The sequence below is a fragment of the Empedobacter sp. GD03739 genome, from assembly GCF_029843245.1.
Classification (GTDB): domain Bacteria; phylum Bacteroidota; class Bacteroidia; order Flavobacteriales; family Weeksellaceae; genus Empedobacter; species Empedobacter falsenii_B.
On sequence record NZ_JAOCHX010000025.1, the window covers coordinates 14528 to 38168 of the forward strand.

Below are 23641 nucleotides of genomic sequence, written 5' to 3' on the forward strand. Positions count from 1 at the left end.
ATGTTCCAAATAGGAAAAACCCTTGTATCTGAAGAACTACTAAATGAAGATTTTGTTTGTAATCTGAACAAATGTAAAGGGATTTGTTGTGTAGAAGGTGACGCAGGAGCGCCTTTGAATGATGACGAACTAATTGTATTAGACGATATTTATGAAGATGTAAAACCTTATTTGCGTCCAGAAGGAATTGCGGTGATTGAGCAAGAAGGTAAGTACACAATGGATACTGACGGCGATTGGGTAACTCCATTAGTCAATAATCGTGAATGTGCCTATTTAGTTTTCGAAGAAAATGGTTTTTCAAAATGCGGTATTGAAAAAGCATACGAAGATGGAAAGGTCGATTACAAAAAACCAATTTCTTGTCATTTATATCCAGTTCGTGTTAAGGAATATTCAAATTTCACTTCTGTGAACTATGATGTATGGGATATCTGCTCAGATGCTTGTACCTTAGGAAAAGAATTGAAAGTGAATGTTGCAACATTTGCAAAAGATTCGTTGGTCCGAAAATTTGGACAAGAATGGTACGATGAATTAATGGCCATTCAACAAGAATTAAACAACCAAAAAAAGTAAAAAAAAAATTATTATGTCAATAACAAGAGCAAGAAGATCTACTGACGCTATTGAAAGATTATATATCTCTATGCGTCATTTATTTCATAGAGGAGTGTACCGTCCATCTGGTGCACCTGGAAAAATATTAAGAAATTTATTATTCGAAATTAATCCTGAAATCTACGGGTCAATGACAGATCCAAACAAAGTAGAATTAAGTGGGTTGATGTACGTTTTAGATCGTTTACCAGAAGGAATTGTAGAAACGCCATATGTGTCTTTTACATCTGACGAAGGTTATGATCGTTCTATTTTTACACCAATTATTCCTGCAAAACGTCGTCGTTTTTGCTATAGAATTGATGATGACCAGATGAATATCGAAATTTCTCGCGGTCGTTCTGACATTTATGATGTGTTAACGCACTTAACATTTTTATATAACGAAGCGGATAAAATCAGAAATAGAGCATTTAGTAACGAAACACTTTCTAAAAGTAGAGCGTGGGAATTTATCGAAAATGTTGCATTTAATGAAGTTGAAATTTCTCGAAAAGAACGCGAAGTTGCTTTGATGCATTTATCGACGATTTTAGGAAGAACATTTGAAGAAACACAAGAAATTCATCATTATTTCAGTAAAGCAGACGACAAAGATTATTTTTTCCGTGTAGTTTATTGGATGGGATATACTAGCCAACAAGATCGTATCGGAACAAAGAAACGTGAAATTACATTTACGTCAACTTTACGTGAATCGATTGGTCATCATATGATTGGAGAAAAATGGGCGAATGAAATCAAACGTGTATTATTCGAAAATAATCTTCAAGATAAAAACATTCACATCATTTCTGCTAATATGCATAGTGTGTCTAACATGTTGTATGCCTATGATGGATTAAAAAGAAAATACAAAAATGATGGTGTAGAAATTTACGAAGATTTGAGTGCGGCAAACAACAAAATGTTGCGCGATTCGTTAAATGAATACACTCAACAAAATGGTTTAGTTTACATCAAAGATCAATCAGGAACAAATATCGATGTTCAAATTATTGATTTATCTAAAGTAAACATTGCTAATTCTGCATTTTCTTATGCAAAAGATAAGAACAATGAGGTGATTATTGTGATGGATTATGCTTTTGGTGAGCAAGCATTCGAGGCGATGGATGAATTGTTGAAACCATACAAAGTTGGAGATGTAAAATTCAAAATGAATGTAAAATCTGTTGCGATTATGGGTAAAGCTGGAATTTTAGAAGGAAATAAAGGTGATATTATGATTGCTACAGCACATGTTTTCGAAGGAACTACAGATAATTATGTTTTTGATAACGAATTAACTGCTGCTGATTTCGAAGGTCAAGGTTTAGGTGTTTACGAAGGACCAATGATTTCAGTTTTAGGAACATCATTACAAAATAAAGACGTTTTAGAATATTTCAAAAATTCGTCTTTCCAAGCAATTGGATTAGAAATGGAAGGAGCGCATTACCAAAAAGCAATTCAGGTTGCATCAAAAATTAGACATCACATCGATAAAGATGTTAAAGTAATGTATGCATATTACGCTTCAGATAATCCTCTAGAAACAGGAAGTACATTGGCTTCTGGTGGTTTAGGATTAACAGGTGTAAAACCAACATATCTAATCACACAAAAGATATTAGAAAAAATTATTAAATAAATTCAATGAAGAATTTTTCCATTTTAGGCTACGGTCATATTGGACGTGTACATCAACAAGCAATAGAGGAAACGGAAAACGCACAATTAATTTCGGTGATTGATTTCAATTTACCAGAAGATTTACCTTTCAAAGGTTATTCAACACTTGAAAGTTTTCTGAATGAAGATCAAGAAACGGATGTTGTTGTGATTGCTACGCCAAATGGTTTGCACCGCGAACATGCGATTCGTTGTTTAAAAGCGGGAAAAAATGTTTTGATTGAAAAACCAATTGCATTAACTGTAGAAGATATTACTGAAATACTGAAAGTTGCTGACGAAAAGAAACTTAGAGTTTTTACGTCGATGCAGCTTCGTTTTTCTCCAGTTGTGCAATATGTAAAGAATTTGATAGATAATAATTCATTAGGGAAAATTTTCATGGTGAATATTAATTGCTATTGGAATCGTAACAAGAATTATTACAAGTTGCGTGAATGGCACGGAAACCAAGAAATGGATGGAGGTGTTTTATTTACTCAATTTTCGCATTTTGTTGATATCATGAATTTTTGGTTTGATGAGGTAATTTGTACAAATTCAAAAAGTTTCAATTTTACGCATCAAGAAGTGACAGAATTTGATGATTCGGGTTGTGTTGATTTTACTGCCGATGGAGCAATCGGACATATGATTTATACAACGTCAGTTTTCAATAAAAATTTCGAAAGTAATATCACGCTTATTGCTGAAAAAGGAACAATTAAGATTGGAGATCAATATCTTAATCAAATGATTTATTCTGATTTAAAAAATGTGTGTTGTTCAAACAAAATTTCTACTGAACAAAAGAATTTTCATCCTAACGCCATTGCCGAAATTTCTGACGCGTTAATCCGTCATAATGAATCTTTGTTAGATGGAAAATATGCTGTAAATTTAGTCAAGTTTATTTCGGATGCGAATCATTTGGCAACAGAAAATAAGCAAGAACTTAAAATAGAAAACTATGAAATTTCACACTCGTAAATGGGTAAAACCAGAAGATCTTAACCCAAACAAAACACTTTTTGGAGGAAAGCTTTTGGCTTGGATTGATGAAGAAGCGGCGTTGTATAGCATTGTGCAATTAGAAAATTCGCATGTTGTGACCAAATATATGTCGGAAATCAACTTTATGGCTTCGGCTCGTGAAGGTGATATTGTAGAAATTGGAATTGAAGTGGTGAAATTTGGAACAACTTCATTGGTTTTACAATGCGAAGTACGTAACAAAATGACGCATGAAACCATTATTACAGTCGATCGAATTACGATGGTAAATTTAGATGCAGAAGGAAAACCAAAACCACACGGGAAAACACAAATAGAATATGTGGTGGATCGTTTAGCTGGAAAAGGTTAAAAAATTATATCAATAAAAAAGTCGAAACATTGTTTCGACTTTTTTATTTTATTCTGTAATAAACAACGATTTTAATTCGTGTGCATCAGCAGGATTCATTCTGCCAGCCAAAATCAAACTTAATTGTTTACGACGCAAAGCAGCTTCATAACGCTCGATTTCTTGTTCAGATTCTGGAATTAATTCAGGGACTTGAACAGGTTTATTATCATTATCAACGGCTACAAATGTATAAATACCGCTATTTGTTTGGTTATAAACACAATTTTCGTAATCGTAAACATAGACATCAACATACACTTCCATCGATGATTTGAATGCGCGAGTTACTTTAGATTCTAACTTCACTGTACTTCCCATCGGAATCGGAATGTTAAACGCAACGTGATTGACACTTGCTGTTACAACCAAAAAACTTCCACCATGCATTTTCGCAGAAATAGAAGAAATTCTGTCCATAGAAGCCAATAATTCGCCTCCGAACATGTTTCCTAAGTTGTTGGTTTCATTCGGTAAAACCAAGTTTGTCATTACTGCTAACGACTCTTTTGCTGTTTTTGCTTTCGCCATAAACTTTTGTTTGTTGGGTGCAAATTTCAACAAAATATTCGAGTTTTGAAACAGTTATTATCGTTGTGTTAAGTGTTTGTAATTGAGTTTTTTATTAAATCAATAAAATTTTATAGTTAAAAAATGTTAATATAGATTATTGTATTATTTCAAGTCTTACATTTGAACAGAATTATGAAAATGTTTATCACATACTTGCTATCTGCTTTGTTTCTGCTATTTTTTGCGGAAACTAAAGTGTTTGCGGGTACTCAACATTTTCAAGGAAATTTAACTTCACAGACGGTTGTTAATGATAATACACATATTTATCACGCAAGTAAAATTGTTGAAACTAAATTTTCTAAAACTTCAAATTCAAATCAATTTCAAGAATTTAATCCAAGTATCGAAACGATTGATGATGATTTTCAGACATCAAACAAAATCGATTTAGAAACTTGTATCAAACTATTAAGTGTTGTTCTGGTTTTAAACTTTATGATTCAAGGTTTAAGAAAGAAGCACATCTTCTACAATAAAACCATCAAATTTTCGAGTTGTAAGTACATTTTGTTACGTACAATCAGAATTTGATTGATTTCTTAAATTTTTAAAATTACACCAAAAATTAGTGTTCAGTTCATGAATAGCTGAATGTTAACCAATTTTTGTATGTAATATTTTTTGGTAAAACTACTTCTGCCAAGAAATCCATTTCATCAAATTTTACATTTAATAGTTAGAAGAATTATGAAAAGAGTCGCATTATTTGTAGCTCTAAGTACTGTATTGTTGACAACAAGTTGTTCATCAAAAAAACAGGAAAAAGAAGAAGTGAAAGATTATCCAATCACAACGCCAATCAAAATGGATACGATTGTAGATAAGGATTATGTAGCCCAAATTCAATCGGTACGAAACATCGAAATTCGTGCGCAAGAAAAAGGTTATTTGCAAAAAGTTTTTGTGGATGAAGGTCAACATGTACAAGCTGGTCAATTGTTGTTTCGCATTATGCCTTCGATGTATCAAGCCGAATATTTAAAATCGAAAGCTGAGGTAAAAGAGGCACAAATTGAATTACAAAATTCAGCAACTTTGGCTGATAATAATGTCGTTTCTAAGAACGAAAAAGCCATTGCGCAAGCACGATTAGAAAAATCGAAAGCAGAAATGCAATTGGCTCAATTACATTTATCATTTACAGATATTCGTGCACCATTTTCTGGTGTTATTGATAGAATTCCTATGAAATTGGGAAGCTTGATTGACGAAGGAATGTTATTAACAAATTTATCTGATAACTCATCAATGTTTGCTTATTTCAACGTTTCTGAACCTGAATATTTAGATTATCAAACAAATATTCAAGATAGAGCGAATAAACAAGTTTCGTTGATTATGGCGAATAATAAACCTTTACCAGAAAAAGGTTTGGTAGAAACGATAGAAGGAGAATTTAACAACGAAACAGGAAATATTGCGTTTCGTGCACGTTTTGCAAATCCAAATCATCTGTTAAGAAATGGTGAAACAGGGAAAGTAAAAATGACAGTTCCGTTACATGATGCTTTATTAATTCCACAAAAAGCAACCTACGAAATTCAAGATAAAACCTATGTTTTTGTAGTAGATAAAAATGGTGTTGTCAAATCGAGAAATATCACGATTGGTCTAGAAATGCCTGATGTTTATGTGGTAGAAAGCGGACTTTCGGAGAAAGATAATATTTTGTTAGAGGGTGTTCAGAAAGTGAAAGATGATGATAAAATCAAAACGAAATTTATTGCACCAAGAAAAGTTCTTTCATCGTTGAAATTAAAATCAAACTAATCTAAAAAATTCAAAGTTATGTTTGATAAATTTATTCGAAGACCCGTTCTATCGATTGTCATTTCGTTGATTATAGTTTTCTTAGGAATTCTATCATTAGTCAAATTACCCGTAACGCAGTTCCCTTCAATTTCGCCACCAAAGGTGAATATTACAGCGGAATATCCGGGTGCAAATAATGAATTATTAATCAAATCGGTGGTAATTCCATTAGAACGTGCGCTAAATGGTGTTCCAGGAATGAAATATATTACATCTGATGCTGGGAATGACGGTGAAGCGTCTATTCAAGTGATATTTGATTTAGGAACTGATCCCAATATTGCAGCTGTAAATGTGCAAAACCGTGTTTCTTCGGTTGTCAATAAACTTCCGCCTTTAGTAGTTCGCGAAGGAGTGAAAATTACACGCGAAGAATCAAACATGTTGATGTACATTAACTTGTACAGTAACGATCCAAAAGCTGACCAACAATTTTTATATAATTATGCAGATATCAATATTTTATCTGAGTTGAAACGTATTAATGGAGTTGGAGATGCAGATATTTTAGGAAACCGAGAATATGCAATGCGTGTTTGGTTAAAACCAGATAGAATGCAAGCCTATAATATTTCTGCGGATGATGTGATGAAAGCGTTGGATGAACAAAGTATTGAAGCTTCGCCAGGGAAAACAGGGGAAAGTTCTGGAAAACGTTCAGAAGCTTTTGAATATGTATTAAAATATTCAGGTCGATATAACACAAAAGAACAATATGGAAACATCATTTTAAGAGCAAATCCTGATGGAGAAATCTTACGTTTAAAAGATGTTGCTGATATAGAATTCGGAAGTTCGATGTATGATATTTACTCAACATTGAACGGAAAACCTTCTGCCGCAATTGTGATAAAACAATCGTACGGAAGTAATGCGAGTGAAGTGATTAAAAATATCAAAGCATTAATGGCTGATCTTAAAGAGAATAATTTACCAAAAGGAATGGATTACGAGATTTCATATGACGTTTCGAAATTCTTAGATGCTTCAATGGAAAAAGTGGTACATACACTTTTTGAAGCTTTCGTTTTAGTTGGGATTGTTGTGTTTTTATTCTTAGGTGACTGGCGTTCTACATTGATTCCTGCGTTGGCGGTTCCTGTTTCTTTGGTCGGAACTTTTGCGTTAATGAGTTTCTTTGGAATTACATTAAACTTGATTTCATTATTTGCCTTAGTTATGGCGATTGGAGTTGTCGTCGATGATGCGATTGTGGTGATAGAGGCTGTCCACGCCAAGATGGAAGAGAAAAATCTCTCGCCTTTACGAGCGACGGAAGAAGCGATGCGCGAAATTAGTGGAGCAATTATAGCAATCACATTTGTAATGGCAGCTGTTTTTATTCCAGTTGCGTTTATGTCTGGTCCAGTTGGAATTTTTTATCGTCAATTTTCGATTACGATGGCAACATCAATTATTTTATCAGGAATTGTTGCCTTAACGCTTACACCAGCTTTGTGTGCAATGATTTTGAAAAATAATCATAATCAACCAAGAAAGAAAACGATGCTAAATAAATTTTTGTTGAAGTTTAATAATTTGTTCAACAAAGGTTCTTTTAAATACGAAAAAGTTTTAACCAAAACAGTTAACAAACGAACTGTTACATTCGGAATTTTACTTGCATTTTGCGCTGGAGTTTTCTTTTTGAATAATAGTTTGCCTTCTGGATTTATTCCAAACGAAGACCAAGGAATGTTTTATGCAATTATTCAAACACCTCCAGGTTCTACGTTAGAAAGAACGAATGAAGTTTCTCAAAAATTACAAAAAATAGCGGAAGGAATTGATGGCGTTTCATCAGTTTCATCTTTGGCTGGTTATGAGATTTTGACAGAAGGTACAGGAGCAAACTCTGGAACTTGTTTAATTAACTTGAAAAGTTGGGACGAACGTTCTAAGTCTGCGGAAGAAATCATCAAAGAATTAGAAGAAAAAGCTGGAAATATTAATGGTGCGAATATCGAATATTTTCAACCACCATCTGTTCCTGGATATGGAGCTGCAGGAGGTTTCGAGTTGAGATTATTGGATAAAGCGGGTAGTGGAGATTATCATAAAATGGAAGAAGTGAGCCGTGATTTTGTAAAAGAATTAACTCGTCGTCCAGAATTGAGCTCTGTATTCACATTTTATAGTGCTTCCTTTCCTCAATATGTCTTGAAAATTGATAATGATATTGCCGAACAAAAAGGAGTTTCGATCGAAAATGCGATGGATAATTTATCAACATTAGTTGGTTCTAATTACGAAACAAGTTTCATCAAATTTGACCGACCTTATAAAGTGATGGTACAAGCTTCGCCAGAATATCGTGCGCTACCGGAAGATTTATTGAAATTGTATGTGAAAAATGATCAAGGTGAAATGGTTCCATATTCAGCTTTCATGAAAATTGAAAAAGTATATGGTTTATCAGAAATTACGCGTCACAATATGTATAATGCAGCAGAAATTAGTGGTACGCCAGCTTCTGGTTATAGTAGTGGACAAGCGATTGCAGCGATTAATGAAGTAGCTAAGAATACTTTGCCTCGTGGTTTTGGAATTGATTGGGCAGGAATATCGAAAGATGAGGTTTCTCGTGGAAATGAAGCGGTCATAATTTTTGTCATCTGTTTAATTTTCGTTTACATGATTTTAGCAGCACAATACGAAAGTTTTATTTTGCCTTTACCAGTTATTATTTCATTACCAACAGGGATTTTCGGAGCATTTTTCTTCTTGAAATTATTAGGATTAGAGAATAACATTTATGCACAAGTTGCAATGGTGATGTTGATTGGACTTCTCGGTAAAAATGCGGTGTTGATTATTGAGTTTGCAGTACAAAAACATAACGAAGGTTTATCAATTGTAAAATCAGCGATTGAAGGTGCGGGTGTTCGTTTCCGTCCAATTTTGATGACATCATTTGCGTTTATTGCAGGTCTTATTCCGTTGGTTATTGCTTCTGGTCCGGGAGCAGTAGGAAATAGAACAATTGGTACTGCTGCTGCAGGCGGAATGTTGTTCGGAACTATTTTCGGGTTGTTTATTGTGCCTGGTTTGTATGTTGCGTTTGGCGCTTTGGCGGATAAAATGCAATTGGTGAAATACGAAGATGAAAATCCTTTAACAGAAGAAATCACGGAAGATGAATAAAAATAGTTTAAAAAATATAATTGCAATAAGTCTTTTTGGAACAATGATTTGGAGCTGTAAAGCTCCTGCGGTAAGCAAAGAGATTGAAAATCATCAAGCACCAAAAATTCCAGAAGCTTATCAGAATGTTCAAAATGATAATACACCAAGTTCTGGGTTAACGCCTTGGAAACAATTTTTTACTGATCCAAATTTGGTCGTTTTGATTGAAGAAGCGTTAAAAAATAACCAAGAATTGATTATTACACTTCAAGAAATTGAGATTTCTAAAAATGAAGTGTTGTACAAAAACGGAAAATTATCGCCAACTGTTTCAGCAAATGCAGGAATTGGAGTTGAGAAAGTTGGTCGTTATACAAGTCAAGGTGCTGGTGATGCTTCGACTGAGATAAAACCCGGGAAAGAAATGCCTGATCCTTTGATGGATTATGCGATTGGATTGAGCGCTGATTGGGAAGTTGATATTTGGAAAAAATTACGTAATTCGAAAGATGCTTCGATTGCGCGATATTTATCAACGGTAGAAGGAAAGAATTTTGTTTTGACAAATTTAATTTCAGAGATCGCGTCGTCTTATTATGAATTATTGTCTTTAGATAGTCAATTGGAGTTAATTCATCGAAATATTGAGTTACAGAAAGAATCACTTCGTGTAGTTAAAATTCAAAAGGAAGCAGCGCGTGAAACTGAATTAGCGGTGAAGAAATTTGAAGCAGAATTATTAAAATCAGAAAGCGAAGAGTTTAATATTAAACAAGATATTACGGAAACCGAGAATAGGATTAATGCTTTATTGGGAAGATATCCGCAAACGATAAAACGTGATGGTTCGTCTTTTATGGATTTGATTCCACAAACAGTGCATGCAGGAATTCCTTCTGAATTATTATCAAATCGTCCTGATATCAAACAAGCAGAATTAGAGTTAAAAGCTTCTGCTTTAGATGTGAAAGTGGCTCGTGCAGAGTTTTATCCGTCGCTTAATATTTCTGCGGCTTTAGGACTAAATGCGTTCAAACCATCTTATTTGGTAAAAATGCCAGAGTCCATTTTGTATTCATTGGCTGGAGAATTAGCTGCGCCTTTAATCAATAAAAGTGCGATAAAAGCGGAGTTTAATACAGCAAATGCTCATCAAATACAAGCGTTGTACGAATATGATAAAACGATTTTAAATGCTTATTTAGAAGTGTCAAATCAAATGTCGAAGATTAATAATTTAGAACAAAGTTATTCGTACAAAGATAAACAGGCGAAAGCACTTGTAGAATCTATTGATATTGCGAATCAGTTGTTCAAAAATAATCGTGCAGATTATCTAGAAGTGTTAACAACTCAACGTGATTTATTAGATGCAAAAATGGAATTAATCGAAACAAAAGAAAAACAATTAAGTACAGTTGTCGCTATATACAAAAGTTTAGGTGGTGGCTGGAAGTAGTTTTCATATTCATTCTAACAAAGAAATAAGCTGCCCAAAAGGCAGCTTATTTCGATTTATTTTGTATTAAAAAATGATTTAATTTTCAGTTCTAACCCAAGTTCCAGGAGACTTTTTATTCACATCATTCATATATTTTTGCGCTTCTTCTATATTATTGAAGCTGCTATATGTAACATAATAATAGCGACCTTTTACATAAGAAATTCCAGCATCTTTGTAACCTTGTTTTTTCAATTCTTCAACCAAACGATCAGCATCTTCTTGACGTTTTAATGAAGCCGCAATTACTTGATATTTTTTATTGCTAGATTTTGCAGTTGTTTTAGTTGCAATTTCTTTTTTGTCCTCAACTTTCTTTTCAGCTGTTTTAGGAGTTTCAACTTTCGTTAATTTTTTCGTTTCTGTTTTTACAACTTCTTTTGTCGAAGGTTTTTCCTTTACAATTGCAGTAATTTCCTTTTCAGTCTCATTCAGTTTCGTTTCTTTTACAACTGTAATTTCAACTTTTTTAGGCGTTTCAATTGTATCTGTTTTCGTTACGGTTTCAGCAATTTGATATTCAACCAAAGAAGGTTCAGCAATGGTTTGTGGCATATTATACACATCGTATTGCACTGTAGGTTTTTCAGTTTTGGTTGCGTCATCTTTACCAATCATTGGTAAAACCAAACCGCTCCATTGCTCCGTTACGAATTCTTGCACGGGTTGCGGTGTATTAAAATATAGGAAGCCACCAACAATAATGGGAATTAATGAGGCTGCGGCTAAAAATTTTGACATGTGTTTGTTAGAGGTTTTAGTTTTAGACGAATCTAAAATGTAATTGGCTTGTAAATTTGAAAGACCGTAAGCGGCGATGAAATAATTTTGAGCATTTTCTGGTTTGAAGTCAATTTTTCCAGCGTCATTAAATTGTAATGATCCGATATTTTGTAAGGTTAAAACTTTTCCATTTTTCAAATGTTCTTGCCAAAAATAAACTTGTTCATTCAAAAATGTTTGCGCATTTTCAAAAGACATTGGCTCATCTTCTACAATTTTATTAACCAAAACACCATCACTTTTTGTTAAAGTTGTATTGAAAGAAAGCTCTTTTCTTGGTGGAATAAATGTGTTTGTTTGCTCGTCAAACGCCACATTAGCAGTGTTTGAGATAAACGCACCAAAGTTTGGAACGATTACACAATCGTGCTGAAATAATAATTGACTAATATGCTCTTCTAACCTCATACTACGAAATTAACATTTTTTTTAGATTTAGCAAAAAATAAATACTTAAAATTATTCTTAGTTGGTTTAATATTAATAATTTAACAAAATGCAAACCGATTTACCATATATTTTAGCACTTTCTTTCCAGAAAGGAATTGGCGATATCACGGCTCGAAAAATTATTCAATTTTTTGGTTCGGCAGCGGCTGCTTGGAATTGTAAACCAAAAGATTTGATGCAAATTTCGGGAATTGGACAGCAAATAAGCAAAGATTTTGGGAATAAAAAATGGTTAGATTTAGCTTTTAACGAAATAGAATATTGTAAAAATAATCAAATCAATATTTTAACTTTTTATGATGAAGCTTATCCACAATTCTTAAAAGAATGTATTGATGCACCTTTGGTGATTTTTTGCAAAGGAAATTTAGAATTTAATCATCTCAGTAATAAAAAGATTTCGATTGTTGGCACACGAAAAATGACCAATTATGGACGAAATTTTATTACTGAATTAATCGAAGGTTTAGCTGATTTTGATGTTACAATTGTAAGTGGATTAGCGTATGGTTGCGATATAGAAGCGCATACAAATGCGCTCAAAGATAATGTGGCGACGTGGTCGGTAATGGGAACAAATTTTGAACGAATTTATCCTGCTGCTCATAAAAAAGTTGCTGTTGAGATGTTACAAAAAGGTGGTTGGATTACAGAACAACCAAGTTTTAAAATTGCTTCACCTGAAGCTTTTTTACAACGAAATCGGATTATTGCAGGTTTGTCGGATATTACAATTGTGGTAGAGTCTGCTTTTAAAGGAGGAAGTTTGGTGACTGCAAAATTTGCAAATGAATATAATCGCGAAGTATTTGCTTTACCAGGGAAATCAACCGATGTGTTGAGTATTGGGTGTAATTATTTGATAAAATCTCATCAAGCTTATTTGGTCGAAAATTCGAAAGATATTATTGATTATTTTAACTTCAATTCGAAGAAGAAACCAAAACAAATAGATTTGTTTATTGAGTTTTCTGATGATGAAAATTTAATTGTAAATTATCTCAAAACCAATGGAAAACAACATATTGATAAAATGTCTTTTGACTTAAATTTGAAATCCTACGAATTGATGCCAACTTTATTAGATTTAGAATTGAAGCAAATAATTTCTACTCTTCCAGGTAAATTTTATGATTTATTGTAACAAGCAATACAATTTTTAGCAAGTTATTTTGTTATAAATTACAGTATTTTTGTGCATTATGAAGACAAAATTGTTCATTTTCATCACCATGATTTTCACAAGTTTAAACGCTCAAAATGATAAAGTGCGTTGGACTGATCTTTTTTCTTACAATAATGTGAAATTGTTGGAAGAAGTAAATGGTGTGATTTATTGTGGAACTGAAAACGGAATTTTCTTGTTCAATCCTCAAAATCCAACAAGTGATTGGATTAAACTAAATAAAACCAATTTTTTGAACAATGTTGGGGTTTCTGCAATGGCTTATGATATAGATTCGGATTCGTTTTTAGTTGGGTATGAAAATGGAGGTTTAGATTTATTGAAATCTGGAGAATCGACAATGGTTTTGGATATCAAATGGAATGGTTTTTCGGGTGATAAAAAAGTCAATCATATTTTTATAAATGATGGCATTGCGTTTATTTCTGGAGCTTTTGGAATTGTTTCTTTCGATTTAAAAGATGAAGAATTTAAAGAAACGACACGCACAAATTCTATCAAAATTATAGATCAAATTTTTAATGATGTAATTGTAAATGATGCTTTAGTTTTTAAAAAAATAGAACCACAATCTTCTATACTTTATATTGCAACTTCAAAAGGAATTTTTTTTAGTGAATTATCGGATAAGAAAATAAATAATCCAAATATTAATAAATGGCAATACAAAAATTTGGGACAAAATATTTCGAATATAGAATTATTTGAAAATGAGATTTATTATTCGGTAAACAATGAATTGAAAACTTTAAATGGCTCTTCAGTGGGTTCTTATAATACAATTCTTAATTTAAAATCATCTAATGGACAATTAATTGTTACTCAAAACAATCAAGTTTCTGATTTGAGTGGTGTACATTATTCTAAAAATGATCAAGATGGAAATGTTATAAACTTCAACACAGGAATTTTTATTAACAATATTTATTTTGGAGGATCTGTAAATCATGGAATTATTAATTTATCTAATCATAAAGAATTTTATCCCGATGGACCTTTCAATAATAAAGCTTGGTCTGTAACAACAAAAAATGGAAAAGTCTGGATTGCTCCAGGAGGAACTCTAGGTTATGGAAATGTTTTAGATAATAGTGATGGTTTCTATTATTATAATGTAAAACAATGGAACAATTTTCGTTCAAAAGATATTTTTGATATTCGAGATGTTTTAAGAATCGCTCCTCATCCAGATAAAAATAATAATACATTTATAGTTTCATCATTCAATAAGTATGGACGCGATGTAAATGGGCGAACAGATTTATTAGAATTTGATCCAACTAAATTCGAGTTTGTAAATAATTATAAACCTGATCGAATTATTAGTAATCAGTTCCCTAGTTCTAGAATTTCTGGATTAGCCTATGATAAATTAGGAAACTTACATATTGGTGCTTCATTTCCAGATGGAAAATCTCCTGATTATAATTCGGTTTATTACTTAGAACGTAATGCTAATGGGACGTGGAATAATATTTCTGTTGATAAAGCCTCTGCAATAGTGGCTCTAACTCCTGATTTTTCTGATATTTATACCTATTATCCAAGTGGTAGAGAAGGAGGAGGGGTTGCTGTATTAGATAAAAATTATCAAATAGTAACAACTTTAACAACTTCAAATAAGCTACCAATTAATAATGTTCTGACTGTTGCAAATGACAAATCAAATAATTTATGGATTGGGACAGAACAAGGTTTAGTCGTTTTGTACGGAGCTGATAATGCTGTAAGTTCTAATAATATTGTCGCAGAACCAATTGTGATTATTCAAGATGGAATTCCAGAGGCGTTGTTAACAGATGTTGGGATTTATGCGATAAAAGTGGATAATGCAAACAATAAATGGATTGCTACTAATGGAGCGGGCGTTTATTATGTTTCGGATAGTGGAGAGTCGACGAAATTGCATTTTACTTCTAAGAACTCACCTTTACCTTCGGATATTGTGTACGATGTTTCCATAGACGAATCGACAGGAAAAGTATTTTTTGCAACAGAAAAAGGTGTGGTTTCGTATAATGGAGATGTGTCGACAGAAGCGAATAATTTTAACAATGCAATTGCGTATCCAAATCCTTATCGACCAGAATATAAAGGGAATGTTACGATAAAAAATCTTCCAAATCGTGCGTTGGTTAAGATTACAGATATTGTTGGAAATTTACTTTTTGAGAAAAAAGCCGAAGGAGGAATTGTTGAATGGAATACAAATAATGCAAAAGGAAAGCCAGTAGCTTCTGGAATTTACTTAGTTTTGATGACAAATGCAGATGGTACAGAAACCAAAACATTGAAAATTGCAGTTGTCCGTTAATGAAAATTTTAGAAACCAAAGCCATTGTACTTTCGATCTTAAAATATGGTGACACGAGTTTAATTATTCGTTGTTATACACAAGATTTTGGCTTAAAATCATTTATAGCAAAAGGAGTTTTCTCCAAAAAAAAGCGAAATACTTCGTTGTATTTTCCGCTAGCAGAAATAGATTTGAGCTTTCAACCGAAATCAAATGAACAACAATTGGTTTTCTTAAAATCAGCTCAGACGTCGCATTATTATGAATCGTTGCATTTTCATCCCATCAAATCGGCGATTGTTTTTTTCTTAGCTGAAATCCTAAACTTAGTTCTAAAAGAAGAATCAGATAATCCAGAATTATATTTTTACATTGAACATTCGTTAAAAGAATTTGATCAAAAAAAAGATGATTTTGCAGATTTTCATTTGATTTTTTTAATTCAATTATCACATTTTCTTGGTTTTTATCCCAACTTAGAAATTGATGGAAATCTATTCGATTTAGAAAATGGATTTTTCACAAATTCGAATTCATCTATCAATATGTTGAAAGCAGATGAAACTGTTTTGTTCAAAAAATTGTTAGAATTACACTTTTCCGAAGATTCAAAAAATACATTCAACCAATCGCAACGTTCTCTTTTACTCGAAATTCTAGTGAAGTACTATCAAATTCACACCAATAATTTTAAGAAGCCAAAATCATTACAAGTTTTATACGAATTGTTTAGTTAATCTCCCGAAATAAATTCTAACAAATCTTTAAAACAAAGAATAAATAAAACTCCATATATTTGCTATAGTTAAAAGCATTTACAATGAAATTCAATACAAAAGCTATACATGGAGGTCAACAACATGACCCTTCTACAGGAGCCGTAATGACTCCAATTTACCAAACATCAACATTCGCGCAAAGATCACCAGGAGATTACAAAGGATACGAATATTCTCGTGGTGCAAATCCAACAAGAACTGCTTTAGAAAATGCATTAGCATCTATCGAAGGTGGAGTTGCAGGTTTTGCATTTGGTTCTGGTTTGGCAGCAATCGATGGTGTATTAAAATTATTTAAACCAGGTGATGAAATCATCGCGATGGACGATTTATATGGAGGTTCTTACCGTTTGTTTACACGTGTTTATGAAAAATTCGGATTGAAATTCCATTTTGTAGACATGACAAATGTTGAGGCTGTTGTTGCTTTAATTAATGATAATACAAAAATGGTTTGGGTTGAAACACCTACAAATCCATTGATGAAAGTGGTTGATATCAAAGCGGTAAATGATGCTGCAAAAGCAAAAAAATCTGATATTTTAGTCGCTGTTGATAATACATTTGCGTCGCCATATTTACAACGACCAATTGAGTTGGGAGCAGATATTGTGATGCATTCAGCAACAAAATATTTAGGAGGTCACTCAGATTTAGTTGCTGGAGCAATTGTGGTAAACTCTGAACAATTGGCAACAGATGTTCACTTCAATTTATTTGCAACAGGAGGAATTTTAGGACCACAAGATTCTTACTTAGTTTTACGTGGAATCAAAACATTGGCTGTTCGTATGGATCGTCATTGTTCAAATGGAATGAAAATCGCACAATTTTTAGAAGCTCATCCTAAAGTTGCGCATACGTATTATCCAGGTTTAGAAAATCATCCACAACACGAAATTGCGAAAAAGCAAATGAAAGATTTCGGAGGAATGGTAACGTTTACGTTGACTTCTGGGAAAAAAGAAGATGCTTTCAAAATTTTAGAAAACTTAAAAGTCTTCACTTTAGCTGAATCATTAGGAGGAGTTGAATCGTTAGCAAATCATCCAGCTACGATGACACACGCATCTATTCCAGCTGAAAAACGTGCTGAAATTGGTATTACAGATGATCTAATTCGTTTGTCTGTTGGTATCGAAGATATAGATGACTTATTAGAAGATTTAGAACAAGTTTTGAACTTGATTTAATCGATAAATGGAAAATAAAAAAACGGAATCTATAAGATTCCGTTTTTTTTATTGAATTGGAGTTAACGCTTCAGAATTTCGGAGTATTGCAACATATTGAAAATAATCAGTTGTTTTTAAATTTTCTTTTGGTGTAAAGTTTTCTCCAAATAATCTTGACTTTATTTGAATTAAATTTTGAGAAGATTTGTATGGTGAATTTTTCGCATTAAGATTAAAAATTGAAATGGAATTAGACTTTGCAAGTTCTTTAAAATCAAGAATACCTTTTATTAACATCATCGGTCCATCAGCATTTACCCAGTTTATTTTTTCATTTTCTGGAGTAGGAAATTGATCATTTTTAGGTAAATACATTTCACTGTCCAATGTATAACTTACGATGCTTGTTACTTTATATTTATTATCTAAAAGTCTTTCTGCAAAAGGTTTTTCTTTGTCATTCATACTTTTTTGAAGTGTATGAAAAAGTCCAAATAATCCATAGAATTTCTCATTTTGTAGATGATTCTTTGAAATGACATGTTTAAAATTCTCAATCATTGCTGAATCTCTTGAAATTTTGCTATTAGAATCATCAAAATTTGTATCAATACCCAAAACAACAATTTTTGATGAATCATTTAATGTTTTATTGTAATCATATAAGTTGCTCCATTTTTTTAGTAACTCTTGACTTGATTGTTGAGGAATTCTTTTTTTAATAGCTAAAACAACTTCTTTTAATAATTTTTCGTTTTTAATATCAGAATTTAGAAATGTGTTTAATTTTTTAGAATTTAAACTGTCCATTTCTGCGATGTAATAGTTGAACCCAAGATTTTTATTCAAATATTTAAACATAAATTCATCTAATTTTTGATTGTCAGCAAAACCATGAATTTCGCCTAATAGAATAACATTTGAAGTGTTGAAATTATTATCAAAAATCTGAATATTAAAGTTATTGTCAATTGTTGTTTTGTTATTTTTTAGATAGTCAATATTTGTTTGATTTTTAGATCCTAGGAAAATTTTATTGCTAATAAGTAAATACAAAAAAATAAAAGTAATTATTGAAATCAATGCAATAAAAAAGATTTTTAGGGTTTTGATAAGTGTTTTCATGTTGTTTGTTGTTAATTTTCATCAAAACTATAGTTAGCAAAAGACTTGTATAAATATATATTTACGAATTGTTGATTTTTTAGGATGAATTGTGAAAATCGTTTACTGAAAATTTTTTCTATTTTTATAAAATGAAGTTTCTAATTCTTTTCTTACTTTCTGTGATGAGTTTTGCTCAAAAGTTGGATACGATTAATCTCAATCAAGTTGAGGTAGTGAATTATTCCAATTACAAACAATTTCGTCCAAAGTTTAAACAAGTGGTTCGATTAACGGATAACACAAGTTTCGGACTTAAAATATTTTCGAATTTATTACTTCCAAATGAGAAAGAAATTGAAATTGTCGCAATTGAAATTTTGTTTGAATCAAAAGTGAAAAAGAAAAATTATTGCAACGAATATTATTATTTCAAACCAATGATTCTAAAATCGATTGAGGATAAACAAAGTTTGATTGAAGAAAAATGGTTTGAAGTGGATAAAGATTATCAAGGAAAATATATTTTTCCGATTCATTTAAAACTTAAACCTTCCGAAGCCAAAAACTATTTTATTGGTTTAGAAACTTCTTACGAAAATCCTTTTTGTCCCGAAGGAAATGGCTATTTTGATTTGATTAATACGAAACAACCAGTTGATTTATATTATGAAATTAATGGTGAAATGATTAAACAAGATATTTTGAAAAATCATTCACTCAACTACAAAATCTACTACAAATAGAAATTTACTTCCACAATAATTTCAATTCAACTTTATATTTTCCAGCGTATGGTTTTGGGTTTGTCGGTTTCTCAGAAATCGAGAATTGATACACACCACGAGCAGGTAATTCGAAAATGGTTTCTTTGCCAAAAGGACCACCTTTTATAGAATCCACAGGTCCTTTGATGTGATTAATTCTGATATTTGCTGTAGAATCTTGCGCAGAAATTTTGATCCAAACTTTTTTAGCAGAATCTGCATTAAAGGTAAATGTATTTGTTTGTCCTGCTATTTTAGTTGGTTCTGCTTTAGCTTTTGCATAACTTACTTCCAGATTTTCGGTTGTGTTATTAGCACTTAACGGAATAATTTTATCTGTATTAGATATAACTTTTTGCTGAGGTTTTATCACAACTTTTTTCTGAGGAGAAGCTGTTTTTACCACTTCTTCTTTCATTACATCTTCTGTTGTTGGTTTATCTTTTTTTACCAAATCCTTGTACGCAGAATCAACTCCAATCTTGCTTGGATAAATGGTTGGTGTAGATTTGTCTTCACAACTATAAAGCGTAATCAATGTAATAAAAGCGATAAAAGTCCATTTCATAACAGAAAAATTCTGTTGTAAAAGTAACTATTTTAACTGCAATTTCAAGGTATATTTTCCTTCAAATGGATCGCCTTGCATCAAACTTTCGCCAATTCGAATTTGATACAAACCTTTTTCGTTTAAATCGTAATTGATTTCTTGTCCAAAAGGACCATCTTTTTCATTATTTGGAGAGATAAGTTGATTAATTCTAATGTTTCCTAGTTTATCTTGAGGAATTATTTGAATAAAAACAGATGAAGAAGAATCATTTCTAAAACTAAAAGTTTGTTGTTCTTTCGCTTCTTTTTCAATCTCAAATTCGCCTTTTCCATGAATTAATTTCAATTCAGAATTATTCATGATTTTAGGAGTAGCCAAAGCAATTTCTTGCATAGAAGAATCTTTTTTGACTACTTTTTGGGTCGTTTCTCCTATTGATATTGTTTGATTACTAGTCATACAATAAATGATAATAGCACCAATAGCTATTGAGAGGATAATAATGGGTCTATATTTTTTCATTATTGTAAATTTGTGGCTTAGTTAATTACAAATTCTGAACCAAACTATATGTTGTTTTACAAAAATACAGGAAACGGTAAACCCTTGGTGTTTTTACACGGTTTCTTAGAGAGTCATTTAATTTGGAATAATTTACGAAAAAATCTTGAGAAAGAAGCACAAATTATTACAATAGATTTGCCTGGACATGGTAATTCTGAAAATTTGCAACAGGTAAATACGATGGAAGAAATGGCGGAAAAAGTGATTGAGGTTTTGGATGAATTAAAACTTGAGAAAGCAACTTTTGTTGGGCATTCGATGGGTGGTTATGTAGCGTGTGCGTTAGCTGATCTTTTTCCAGAACGAGTAGAAAATATTGTTTTGATTAACTCCTCGACTTTACCAGATGATGAAGCGAAGAAAAATCAACGTTTGAAAGCGTGTGAAACTGCTCGTAAAAATTTCAATGCGTTGGTGAGTTTTAGTATGCCTACTTTATTTGCAGCGCATCATCGAGATCAATTCAAAGATGAGTTGAAATTTGTAAAAGAAATTGCTTTAAAAACTCCAATTGAAGGGGTTTGTGCAGCTTTGAAAGGAATGCGAGAGCGTCCAGATCGTTCGTCGATTTTGTATGATTTCAAAGGTGGAATTTATATTATTGTTGGAATGAATGATGAAACAGTTAATCCTGAATTATTTTTAACTTTAATTCCAAATTTACCTAATATTCATTTGTACAAATTTGATGGCGGACACATGGCTTTTATAGAAAATTATGATGAGGTTTTATCGATTTTGAAATCAATTTAGCGCTTACGTTGGAAAAATTCTTTCATCAATTGACCGCATTTCTCTTCCATAATTCCCGAAACAATTTCAGTTTTTGGATGTAATTCGCCAATTTTTGCTTTAAAACCGCGTTTTTCATCCGAAGCACCATAAACCACTTTCGAGATTTGGCTCCAATACAATGCTCCGCCGCACATCACACAAGGTTCTAAGGTTACATACAATGTGCAATCTTGTAAGTACTTTCCACCTAAATAATTTGCTGCAGAGGTAATGGCTTGCATTTCTGCGTGCGCTGTAACATCAGTCAATGTTTCCGTTAGATTATGTGCTTTCGCGATAATTTTGTTGTTGCAAACAATCACAGCTCCAACTGGAATTTCGTCTCGCTCGAAAGCTGTAACCGCTTCGTTAAAGGCGATTCGCATAAAATATTCGTCTGTAAAAAGATTTTCCATTTCTATAAAATTTAAGGCAAAAATAATCATTTCCAAATTGGATATTCGATACATTTGTACAAATTGATGCCTCTTTTATGAATCAATCAAAATATATCATTGCAGCCATTATAACCTACTTTATGTGGGGATTTTTTAGTTTCGGATTGGAACCGATCGCCGGTTATCCACCTTTGGATATTCTATTTTTCAGATTGTATGTTTCCGTTTTCTTTTTAGTGGTCATTATGTTGGATTTCGACGTAATAAGATGAAAGCTGATTATGATTTATTCAAATCATTTGATAAAAAGAAACAGAAAAAATTAGTAAGTTTAATTGTTGGCGGATCATTGATTTTGATGACGAATTGGTTGATGTTTATTATCGTGATGAATCATATTAGCGTACAAGCAGCATCGCTTTCGTACTTGGTTTGCCCGATTATTACTACCGTTTTGGCTTTCATTATTCTGAAAGAACATTTGACCAAAATAAAATGGATTGCAGTTGGTATTAGTCTTTTAGCATGTTTGGTTATTTCTATAGGTCATCTTATAGACTTGGTTTATAGTTTGATTGTAGCTTGTACATTTGCACTCTATATCATTATTCAGAGAAGTTTGAATGTTTTTGATAGTTTCAATTTGTTGATGACACAATTATTAATTGTAGCCATTCTGATGTTACCATTGGTTTTCATCTTTTCAGGACCAATTCCGACCGAAACAATTTTCTATCAATGTATCATGATGATTGTGATTTTGTTCACTATCATTCCAATGTTCTTAAACAATTTTGCTTTAAAAGGAATTGACTCTTCAACTGTTGGAATTTTAATTTATTTGAATCCAATTATGAATTTTGTTTTAGCAATTTTCTATTACAAAGAAGCCGTTTCTCTAATGCAAATGATCGGTTATAGTTTGATTTTACTCGCGATTGTAGGGTTTAATTCACAAACAATTTTCAAAATGAAAAACATAAAAAAATCTGAAGTTTAAACTTCAGATATTTTTATGTTGATTTTTCAGGAAATATTATTTGATGTAAACAGAATTTGGTGAAACTCCAGTTGTAATTGCTGGATTTTTAAGACCTCCTTGTGCATTCTGAATTAATAATCGTCCATTAGAATTGTAATCTTTTGCGTCTAAAACATAAAAAGTATCACCTTTTACATAGAAACCATATACACTATCAGCACCTGTTATGTAATCTGCTTTTGTAGGCAAAGCTGTTGCATTTGTAGCCATAGAATAAACAGAATTATTAACGATGTAATACAATTTACTATTCTCCGCAACTAAGAAATTAGGATGTTGTCCATCAGGAAAATTCATTTCTAATTTATCTTCTGAAGTTAAATTATAACGAACCAATTTTCCTTTTGTAGTAGTTCCCCAATTAACACCTTGAGAAAGCACAAATAAATTTCCGTTTTGAATTGTTAAATCTGTCGGAACATCACCAACATTTATACTTTTTTTATCATTTGTTTTAAGGTCAATAATTGTAACTGTTTTACCTGTTCCCCAGCCACCTTTTTGTGCAACATAAAGTTTGTTATTGTCAAGAATCATTTTTTCTGGACCTTCATCTACTTTATATTTTTCTACAAATGTTAAATCGCTGATTTTGTATTTTGCAATAAAATCGTCTGTCGTAACATTAGGATCTCCCCAGTTTGAGATATACAAAAATTGATCATCAGAAACGATATAACGAGGGTTGCTCATATTATCTGATGATGGAATTGTACTAATTTTTTTGAAAGTTGTGTTGTCAACAACTTCTACTTTATTAGAAACATTAAGAACAATATAAGCTTTGTTTCCTTTGAAATACATGCTTTGTCCTACAGAACCCAATTGCGCACCTGCGTTCGCAGTCTTGAAAATTTCTTGAATAGGATTTGTTGTACTTACATCTTTTGTTGGATCAAAATAAGTGATTTCTGCGTTAGCTGAATTGAAACCTCCTTCATTCAAAATAAAAACTCCTTTCGAATAATTTCCATTTTCTGGATCATTGTTTGGTCCATCATCGTCATTTGAACAAGATTGTAAAAAGACTCCAGCCAAAGCTATAAGTGCGATTGATTTAAATTTAGTCATAGTTT

22 protein-coding genes are annotated in these 23641 nt (G+C 32.0%); 15 read left to right on the forward strand and 7 right to left on the reverse strand.

The features are described from left to right. Genes N5E64_RS09580 through N5E64_RS09595 form a run of 4 tightly spaced genes read left to right on the forward strand, consistent with a single transcriptional unit; the run spans window position 1 to window position 3640 of the window. Window positions 1–579, forward strand: coding sequence for a DUF3109 family protein (locus tag N5E64_RS09580; RefSeq protein WP_280037310.1), 579 nt, complete (start codon window positions 1–3; stop codon window positions 577–579). A gap of 13 nt (window positions 580–592) precedes the next feature. Next, entirely contained in the window at window positions 593–2254 is a 1662-nt protein-coding gene (locus N5E64_RS09585) for a DUF6909 family protein (protein ID WP_280037312.1), read from the forward strand. Between the two features lie 5 nt (window positions 2255–2259). Then, the gene (locus N5E64_RS09590) at window positions 2260–3264 is read left to right on the forward strand and encodes a Gfo/Idh/MocA family protein (protein ID WP_219034045.1); all 1005 of its coding nucleotides are present in this window, start codon (window positions 2260–2262) and stop codon (window positions 3262–3264) included. Next, on the forward strand, window positions 3245–3640 hold the full coding sequence (locus tag N5E64_RS09595) for an acyl-CoA thioesterase (protein ID WP_038336752.1): 396 nt from the start codon (window positions 3245–3247) through the stop codon (window positions 3638–3640). The genes N5E64_RS09590 and N5E64_RS09595 overlap by 20 nt, the downstream gene beginning before the upstream one ends. A 48-nt stretch (window positions 3641–3688) precedes the next feature. On the opposite strand, the gene N5E64_RS09600 is transcribed toward N5E64_RS09595, so the two are convergent. Further along, window positions 3689–4210 carry an acyl-CoA thioesterase gene (locus N5E64_RS09600; protein ID WP_219034046.1) on the reverse strand — a complete coding sequence of 174 codons (522 nt, stop codon included), beginning with the start codon at window positions 4208–4210 and terminating at the stop codon, window positions 3689–3691. Window positions 4211–4390: 180 nt separating this feature from the next. Between N5E64_RS09600 and N5E64_RS09605 the strand changes: the two genes are divergently transcribed. From N5E64_RS09605 to N5E64_RS09620, 4 genes are all read left to right on the forward strand, one after another. Then, window positions 4391–4786 (forward strand): hypothetical protein, encoded by a 396-nt coding sequence (locus tag N5E64_RS09605; protein ID WP_125349977.1) that lies wholly within the window; start codon window positions 4391–4393, stop codon window positions 4784–4786. A 156-nt stretch (window positions 4787–4942) separates the two neighbouring features. Beyond that, the gene (locus N5E64_RS09610) at window positions 4943–6025 is read left to right on the forward strand and encodes an efflux RND transporter periplasmic adaptor subunit (protein WP_219034048.1); all 1083 of its coding nucleotides are present in this window, start codon (window positions 4943–4945) and stop codon (window positions 6023–6025) included. 18 nt (window positions 6026–6043) lie between these two features. Then, the gene (locus tag N5E64_RS09615) at window positions 6044–9211 is read left to right on the forward strand and encodes an efflux RND transporter permease subunit (RefSeq protein ID WP_125349975.1); all 3168 of its coding nucleotides are present in this window, start codon (window positions 6044–6046) and stop codon (window positions 9209–9211) included. Further along, window positions 9204–10652 (forward strand): efflux transporter outer membrane subunit, encoded by a 1449-nt coding sequence (locus tag N5E64_RS09620; RefSeq protein WP_280037316.1) that lies wholly within the window; start codon window positions 9204–9206, stop codon window positions 10650–10652. The genes N5E64_RS09615 and N5E64_RS09620 overlap by 8 nt, the downstream gene beginning before the upstream one ends. A 78-nt stretch (window positions 10653–10730) precedes the next feature. On the opposite strand, the gene N5E64_RS09625 is transcribed toward N5E64_RS09620, so the two are convergent. Continuing rightward, window positions 10731–11885: an SPOR domain-containing protein gene (locus tag N5E64_RS09625; RefSeq protein WP_114998158.1), complete on the reverse strand. Its 1155-nt coding sequence runs from the start codon at window positions 11883–11885 to the stop codon at window positions 10731–10733. A gap of 88 nt (window positions 11886–11973) precedes the next feature. On the opposite strand from N5E64_RS09625, the gene dprA reads away from it, so the two are divergent. The 4 genes from dprA to N5E64_RS09645 all read left to right on the forward strand — a co-directional run bounded on the left by dprA (window position 11974) and on the right by N5E64_RS09645 (window position 17381). Next, on the forward strand, window positions 11974–13071 hold the full coding sequence (gene dprA, locus N5E64_RS09630; RefSeq protein WP_280037317.1) for a DNA-processing protein DprA: 1098 nt from the start codon (window positions 11974–11976) through the stop codon (window positions 13069–13071). A gap of 88 nt (window positions 13072–13159) precedes the next feature. Beyond that, a complete protein-coding gene (locus tag N5E64_RS09635) occupies window positions 13160–15427 on the forward strand; it encodes a two-component regulator propeller domain-containing protein (protein ID WP_280037318.1) in 2268 nt (755 codons plus the stop codon). Next, window positions 15427–16146, forward strand: coding sequence for a DNA repair protein RecO (recO, locus tag N5E64_RS09640; protein ID WP_280037319.1), 720 nt, complete (start codon window positions 15427–15429; stop codon window positions 16144–16146). Before N5E64_RS09635 ends, recO begins: the two co-directional genes overlap by 1 nt. Window positions 16147–16229: 83 nt before the next feature. Beyond that, a complete protein-coding gene (locus N5E64_RS09645) occupies window positions 16230–17381 on the forward strand; it encodes a cystathionine gamma-synthase (RefSeq protein WP_125349970.1) in 1152 nt (383 codons plus the stop codon). Between the two features lie 48 nt (window positions 17382–17429). Here the strand turns inward: N5E64_RS09645 and N5E64_RS09650 are convergent, their stop codons facing one another. Beyond that, window positions 17430–18488 (reverse strand): hypothetical protein, encoded by a 1059-nt coding sequence (locus tag N5E64_RS09650; RefSeq protein WP_280037321.1) that lies wholly within the window; start codon window positions 18486–18488, stop codon window positions 17430–17432. Window positions 18489–18619: 131 nt separating this feature from the next. On the opposite strand from N5E64_RS09650, the gene N5E64_RS09655 reads away from it, so the two are divergent. Beyond that, window positions 18620–19213: a hypothetical protein gene (locus N5E64_RS09655; RefSeq protein ID WP_280037324.1), complete on the forward strand. Its 594-nt coding sequence runs from the start codon at window positions 18620–18622 to the stop codon at window positions 19211–19213. Between the two features lie 4 nt (window positions 19214–19217). Here N5E64_RS09655 and N5E64_RS09660 read toward each other — a convergent pair whose 3' ends face one another. Then, the gene (locus tag N5E64_RS09660) at window positions 19218–19802 is read right to left on the reverse strand and encodes a hypothetical protein (RefSeq protein WP_280037326.1); all 585 of its coding nucleotides are present in this window, start codon (window positions 19800–19802) and stop codon (window positions 19218–19220) included. Between the two features lie 27 nt (window positions 19803–19829). Then, entirely contained in the window at window positions 19830–20309 is a 480-nt protein-coding gene (locus N5E64_RS09665) for a hypothetical protein (RefSeq protein ID WP_280037327.1), read from the reverse strand. A gap of 48 nt (window positions 20310–20357) precedes the next feature. On the opposite strand from N5E64_RS09665, the gene N5E64_RS09670 reads away from it, so the two are divergent. Then, complete coding sequence (locus tag N5E64_RS09670; protein WP_280037329.1) at window positions 20358–21104, forward strand: alpha/beta hydrolase; 747 nt, start codon at window positions 20358–20360, stop codon at window positions 21102–21104. Here the strand turns inward: N5E64_RS09670 and N5E64_RS09675 are convergent. Continuing rightward, window positions 21101–21541 carry a nucleoside deaminase gene (locus N5E64_RS09675; RefSeq protein ID WP_115001927.1) on the reverse strand — a complete coding sequence of 147 codons (441 nt, stop codon included), beginning with the start codon at window positions 21539–21541 and terminating at the stop codon, window positions 21101–21103. The two genes, N5E64_RS09670 and N5E64_RS09675, sit on opposite strands and share 4 nt — an antisense overlap. Window positions 21542–21791: 250 nt before the next feature. Between N5E64_RS09675 and N5E64_RS09680 the strand changes: the two genes are divergently transcribed. Next, window positions 21792–22523 (forward strand): EamA family transporter, encoded by a 732-nt coding sequence (locus tag N5E64_RS09680; RefSeq protein WP_347881229.1) that lies wholly within the window; start codon window positions 21792–21794, stop codon window positions 22521–22523. A gap of 36 nt (window positions 22524–22559) precedes the next feature. On the opposite strand, the gene N5E64_RS09685 is transcribed toward N5E64_RS09680, so the two are convergent. Continuing rightward, window positions 22560–23636, reverse strand: coding sequence for a DUF5074 domain-containing protein (locus N5E64_RS09685; RefSeq protein ID WP_180905735.1), 1077 nt, complete (start codon window positions 23634–23636; stop codon window positions 22560–22562). Between the last annotated feature and the right edge of the window lie 5 nt (window positions 23637–23641).